We start from the raw sequence: 5,626 nt of genomic DNA on the forward strand, positions 1-5,626 counted from the left end.
CGAGTACCACTGGCCGTACTTCCAGGGCCTTCTCGGCGGCGCCGCCTTCTATGACCACGGGCCGTCACGCAACGGCCGCGTCGAGAAGACGAGCCGTCGCGACGTCTCCGTCGCCGACCTCCCGAAGCGGTTCGTGCTCAAGGACGAGTTCTACAACCTCGTGCCCTTCCCGACGGGGGTCCGCATCCTCGCCGAGGTCGACCCCGACACGCTCGAGGGCGGCGGGAAGGGCTTCAACGGGCACCCGGGGCATCCCGACCAGCACCCGGTCACGTGGTGCCAGTACTACGACGGGGGACGCGCCTGGGTGACCTCGCTCGGCCACGAGGTCGCGCTCTGGCGTGACGGTGACGGCAATGGGGACGCCGACGAGCAGGCACGCCTGTTCAAGAGCCACGTCGTCAACGGGCTGCTCAGCACGATGGGCAAGAAGGCGTTCTGCCGGGCGTGATGGACGTCAGGCGCCGATCTGCTCCAGCACGGCGTCGAGCTCCTGCGTTGCATACCACGCCAATTCGTCGCCGACGTGGATCGCGGCGACGTCGCGAAGCGCGACCGGACCGGTCACCTCGCCGTCAGGCCCGGCAGCGGCCTGCATCGCGATCACGAGCACCGACCCCCAGCGCTCCTCCGCGATCTCACCGGCCACCGCCATCGCGTCGTACTCGTCCTGCTCGTCGTCGCTGGCAGCCACCACGCAGGCGTACGCGTCGCCAGGGAGCTCGCCGGTGTCGGCGAGGGACCGCAGGTCCGCAGCCCGAACGGCGAGATAGGCCCGCCGAGTCACGCGGAGCCCTCGCCGGGGCTGGCCGCACGGTCACGACGCCCGGGCGCGCCGCCTCGCGGTGCGCGCACGCGGGTAGGGCTGGCGGTCTCGACCAGCTCGGCGAGGGCGTCCTCGACGCACTGTCCGAGGACGTCGGGCTCGGCCACCGCGGCGCGGTCGGCCACCATCCCGTAGTAGACGCCGCCGGCGTAGGACGTCACCCCGATCGACAGCGTCCGACCCGGGATCAGGGGGATCCCCGGATAGGTCTGGACGATCGGGGATCCGGCGATGAACATCTGCTCCTGGGGCCCGGGCACGTTGGTGACGACCAGGTCGTACGGGTGGTGGTCCTGCGTCTCCGCGACACGCGCACCGACCGCGTGGAAGGTCGTCGGGGCGAAGCCCGGGAGCTCCGCCAGCGTGTTCGCAGCGACCGCCACGCCGGTCTCCCTGTGCGCCTTGAGCGCGTACGAGACCTGGTGCAGGCGGACGACCGGGTTGGTCTCGCCGACGGGCAGCGACACCAGGTGACCGCGGACGGTGGAACCGTACGAGGTGGGAGCGCCGTCCGGGGCGGCGACCGACATCGGGACCATCGCCCGGAGTCGCGTGCTGTCGCTGACCGGCATGGCCTGGTTGAGCATCCATCCACGGATGCCGCCGGCGATCGTGCTCAGCATGACGTCGTTGACCGTGCCGCCGTGCGCGTCGCGGACCAGGCGGTAGTCGTCGAGCCGCGTGCTCACGGTGACGTAGCGGCGGTGTTGGCTGAGCCGTCGGTTGAACGGCCCTGCGGCGTACGCGGCGACCGGACCGACGACCGGCAGCGTCTGCACGACCTTCCCGACCGCGGACTGGAGGCGGTCGAACCTCGCCGTGACACGGCTCGCGGCGCGCCGAGGACTCAGCGCGGTGTCAATGACCGACCTCGCGACCAGTGACATGCTGCCTGGACCGGCACGGGGGACCCAACCGTCGGGTGGCACGTCACGGTCGCGGGGGGTCTCGTCGAGCAGCACCTGAGCGAGGTCCACCGTCACGGACCCGTCGACCAGCGCCTGGTGCGACTTGATCAGCACCGCGACTCGGCCGTCCTCGAGGCCCTCGATGACGTAGGCCTCCCACAGGGGTCGCGACACGTCGAGACGCCGTGCGATCAACCGGCTGACGAGCTCGCGCAGGGCGGCACTCGTGCCCGGGGCGGGGAGGCCGGAGCGTCGCACGTGGTAGGTCAGGTCGAACGCTTCGTCGTCCACCCACACCGGCGGCCCCACATGACCCGGGACGGTCGCCACCCTTTGTCGGTAGCGAGGGACCAGGCCGATGCGTTCGTTGACGACCCGCACGAGCGTGTCGTAGTCGAAGGTGCGCTCGCCCGGCTCGATCACCGCAAGCGTCATCACCTGGCGCGGCGTCGTGGAGGTCTCCTCGTCGAGGAACGCCGCATCGAGGGCATCGAGACGTCGGGGCACGAGTAGAGGTTACGCCAGTTCGGGACGGCGGGCGGCGATGCCGCCGCTCAATGTGGACAACGCCGTCCGGAACGCTGACTCCGGTGCTCCCTCGACCGGCGTGTAGCCGTGCACGAGACAGCGGTCGATCGCCGCCGGGTCGTCTGGGAGGAAGGTGGAGGGTCGCAACGTCGTGAAGCGCTCGACCGCGTCGGCGACCTCGCGAGCACTCCAGCCGAGCGTGGCACGCATCCGGTTGACGACGATCTCCGGCTCGATCTTGAACCGTGTGCGGATGTCGAGAACCGCCCGGGCCAGCCGTGCCAGACCCACCGGATCGGGGTTGCCCACGACGAGCACACGGTCGGCGACCACGAGCGTGTGCCGGGTGACGGCCGTCCGCCGCGGTGCGGCCGAGTCGAACGCCTGCTCCTCGACGTCGTCCACCGCGAACCCGAGGTCGACGACCACCTCGTCGGCGAGCTCCCGTGCGGTCTCGAGCACCGCCTCGTACGCCGCGGCCCGCAGGCTCGGCCACCGGTCAGCGCGTGGCAGGCCGGTGAGGACGGCCAGGTCGGGACCGATCCAGCGCAGAGATGCGGTCAGGGCAGCCGGGGTGAGCGTGCCCGCGTTGGCCTCGCGCGTGGACGCGAGTAGACCGCTCACCTCGTCGAGCAGTGCGAGCGCCACGGCCTGCGTGCCGCCGTCGACGTCGGCGTCGACCAGCACCGTCCGTCTCCCCGTGGCGGCCATCTCCGCGGCGAGCCCGCGAGCGACCGTGCTCCGCCCCGGCGCACCCGCCGGTCCCCACACGGCCGTCACGACGCCGTCGCGAGGGACACCGGCTGCGGGTCGGATCGCGTCGTCCCGCCGTGACGGTGCGGGCCGGAGCCCGTGCTCGGCACCCGGGGTGCGCGCTGTCGCGGCAAGGTGCGCGACCGTCGAGAGACGCGTCCACGGCAGCACGGAGTCGATGCCGAGTGCGGCGGCACGACGCTCGGCGTCGGGACTCGAGGCTGCGTCGTCGACGACCGCGACCACGAGGACGTCGGTGCCCGTGACGCGGCGGACGGCGTCGGCGTCCAGCCCGGCGAGACCGAGGGACACGAGCGCGACACCGACCGCGCCGCTCGCCGCGGTCGCCACGGCGTCGGCCACGTCCACGCAGCGGCGTACGACCTCGATCCCGTCCGCCTCGACGGCAGCGGCCACCAGGTCGGCCTCCCAGGGTTCGCCACCCGCGGCGATCAGGACGGGAACGCTCACGCGGACGGCCCCATCCGCCGTACGAGGGTGGCGCTCCCTCCCGCGAGCGCCGCCAGCGCCCGCGGGAGCACCTCGCCGCGTTCGTCCTCGACGAGGACGACCACGCTCCGCACCGAACCCTCGCCGAAGGCGCTGCCGTCACCGTGCACCGCGACTACCACGACGTCGTCGATGACGCGGCGGGCGGCCTCCGACCTCGTCCCGGCGCTCGGCTGCTCCGCGGCGACCCAGACGTCAACCCGGTGGCCGGGGCCGAGGTCGGCGGGCATCGCGGTCCCGGTGACCTGCAAAGGCACCTCAACGCCACTCACCACGGTCTCGCCCGCCACGGCCGCGACCGGAACGAGCTCGCCGGCCGCGAGGTCGCGTGCCCATGCCGCCCCCGAGAGCCGCTCAGACAGCGAATCGGCGTCCGGCTCGTCCAGGTAGGCCCCGGAGGCAACAGGATCGAGCCGGACATCGACCCGCTCGAGGTCTCCTGGTCGCACGGGCTCGCCGGCGCGAACGTCGGCCGAGACCGCCCACACCTCCGTGGTCTTGGCGACGTTGGTGACGAGCAGACCGCCCAGCAGCATGCAGACGGCGACAAGCGCGGCCCCGGTCACCGCACGGGGGTGGGTCCAGCGGGGTCGGTGAAGGCGGCGGGCGTCGGTGTGCGGCGTCGCCGAGGCTGACGACCCCGGCAGGAGCGTGGGCATGCGCCTATTGATGCCGCAAAGGAGTCCGATCCGTCCACCCTCTGTCCACAGATCGACGGTGCGGCCGCGACCTCGGGGCGGTCCTGCTGGCAGAATCGACGCATGCCTCTCGGATCCGAGTCACCCCGGTTCCTGCGGCTGTCGGACGTGGCCGAGGTGCTCAACGTCTCCGAGCGGCAGGTCTACGCGCTGGTCCGGCGCGGAGACCTGGCCGCGATCCGCGTCGGCGGCCGAGGGGTGTGGCGGGTCGAGGCCGACGTGCTCGAGCGCTACATCGCCGACCAGTACGCCGCCGCGCGAGACCACATCGCCGCGCACCCGTTCGTGGAGGGCGACGAGTCGCGCGACGGTGAGGACGTCAGCGCGGACACCTGACCGCCGCGACCGCCGTGTACGGCACCAGCTCGCCGCCGATCTCCGCGTAGTCGCTGCCCGCTCGTGTCGGGGTGCCTCGCACGGTGCTGCCGTCGACCAGCACCACGACGACGACGTCGCGGTCGCGGACGAACGTCGCCCACGCCTGCCGCCAGGTCGTACGCCGCTGCACCTCCCCGCGCGCGGTCAGGGGCGCTCCCGTCCCCGCCGTCACGCTGAGCACAGCATCCATCGAGACCACCCAGTCGGTCGTGACGTCGTGGTGCAGGAGCACCCAGTCCGCGGTCGCCATCGCGAGCTCACCTCGAACCAGACCGACCGCCGTGACGCTGAGCACGATCTCGCGCCCGAGACACCGGTCTGCCCAGGAGACGGCGGCCGACCGCTCCACGGCGAGGTCCTCGATCTGCCGGTCGCGCTCCGCCTGACTCTCGCCGTCGGCCTGCAGGGCCAGGTCGGTCTCGAGCGCGTCGAACCGTTCGTCCCACCGCATGTGCCGCACTCTAGCGCCCGACGAACCTGTGGACGAACGGTTGACTGTGTGTTTAGAGATACGCAAACGTAGGCAAACGTCATCAAGAGGAGGTGCCGATGAAGACCCGACCGTTTGCTGGACTGACCGCCCTCCTGCCCGCGACGGCCGTCGTGCTCCTGATCGGACGGGTCCCGGCGGCCTGCACCCAGCTGGCATCCGCGACAGCGCCGTACCCTCCTCGCCTGGATACCCTGCTCGGCGCCGTCGCCGTGCTGCTGGCGGTCGCCGCGACAGCCTGGCTCACGTTCCTCAGCGGGGTCGCGCTGATCTGTCGCGTCATCCGAAGGCCGGTTCCGCGGAGGCTGCTGGCCTGGTCACCGCCGTCCTGGCGGCCGGTCGTCGCGGCGGTGGCGGGGACGGTGGTGCTGGTGGCCCCGCCTGCCTCCGCCGCAACCACGACCCCGGGGTCACCCGGAGCATCCGGTGCCTCGTCCGCCTCGGGCGCTGCTGTCCGGCCACCCACTTCGGCGTTCCAGGGGCTGCCGTTGCCCGACCGACCCGGGCGCCTCGCGGCGCCGCGGCCTGCGTGGCC

General features: G+C 72.3%; 8 protein-coding genes. 3 read left to right on the forward strand and 5 right to left on the reverse strand.

The window, feature by feature from the left end; genetic code table 11:
* A partial coding sequence (locus PV363_RS15500; protein WP_301022795.1) for a ThuA domain-containing protein occupies positions 1 to 451 on the forward strand: 451 nt, incomplete at its 5' end.
* A 6-nt stretch (positions 452 to 457) separates the two neighbouring features.
* On the opposite strand, the gene PV363_RS15505 is transcribed toward PV363_RS15500, so the two are convergent.
* Genes PV363_RS15505 through PV363_RS15520 form a run of 4 tightly spaced genes read right to left on the reverse strand, consistent with a single transcriptional unit; the run spans position 458 to position 4,184 of the window.
* A complete protein-coding gene (locus tag PV363_RS15505; protein WP_220345221.1) occupies positions 458 to 787 on the reverse strand; it encodes a hypothetical protein in 330 nt (109 codons plus the stop codon).
* Positions 784 to 2,241, reverse strand: a complete 1,458-nt coding sequence (locus tag PV363_RS15510) for a wax ester/triacylglycerol synthase family O-acyltransferase (protein WP_301022796.1) — start codon at positions 2,239 to 2,241, stop codon at positions 784 to 786. Before PV363_RS15510 ends, PV363_RS15505 begins: the two co-directional genes overlap by 4 nt.
* Before the next feature lie 9 nt (positions 2,242 to 2,250).
* The gene (locus PV363_RS15515) at positions 2,251 to 3,486 is read right to left on the reverse strand and encodes a hypothetical protein (protein WP_220365037.1); all 1,236 of its coding nucleotides are present in this window, start codon (positions 3,484 to 3,486) and stop codon (positions 2,251 to 2,253) included.
* Positions 3,483 to 4,184 carry a hypothetical protein gene (locus tag PV363_RS15520; protein WP_301022797.1) on the reverse strand — a complete coding sequence of 234 codons (702 nt, stop codon included), beginning with the start codon at positions 4,182 to 4,184 and terminating at the stop codon, positions 3,483 to 3,485. Before PV363_RS15520 ends, PV363_RS15515 begins: the two co-directional genes overlap by 4 nt.
* A 102-nt stretch (positions 4,185 to 4,286) precedes the next feature.
* On the opposite strand from PV363_RS15520, the gene PV363_RS15525 reads away from it, so the two are divergent.
* The gene (locus tag PV363_RS15525) at positions 4,287 to 4,559 is read left to right on the forward strand and encodes a helix-turn-helix domain-containing protein (RefSeq protein ID WP_220341867.1); all 273 of its coding nucleotides are present in this window, start codon (positions 4,287 to 4,289) and stop codon (positions 4,557 to 4,559) included.
* Here the strand turns inward: PV363_RS15525 and PV363_RS15530 are convergent.
* A complete protein-coding gene (locus PV363_RS15530) occupies positions 4,543 to 5,052 on the reverse strand; it encodes a hypothetical protein (protein WP_220341868.1) in 510 nt (169 codons plus the stop codon). The genes PV363_RS15525 and PV363_RS15530 overlap by 17 nt on opposite strands.
* 98 nt (positions 5,053 to 5,150) lie before the next feature.
* Between PV363_RS15530 and PV363_RS15535 the strand changes: the two genes are divergently transcribed.
* On the forward strand, positions 5,151 to 5,626 hold a 476-nt coding region (locus tag PV363_RS15535), incomplete at its 3' end, for a hypothetical protein (protein ID WP_301022798.1).

This window comes from Mumia sp. (genome assembly GCF_028803055.1).
In the GTDB taxonomy this organism is placed as follows: Bacteria; Actinomycetota; Actinomycetes; order Propionibacteriales; family Nocardioidaceae; genus Mumia.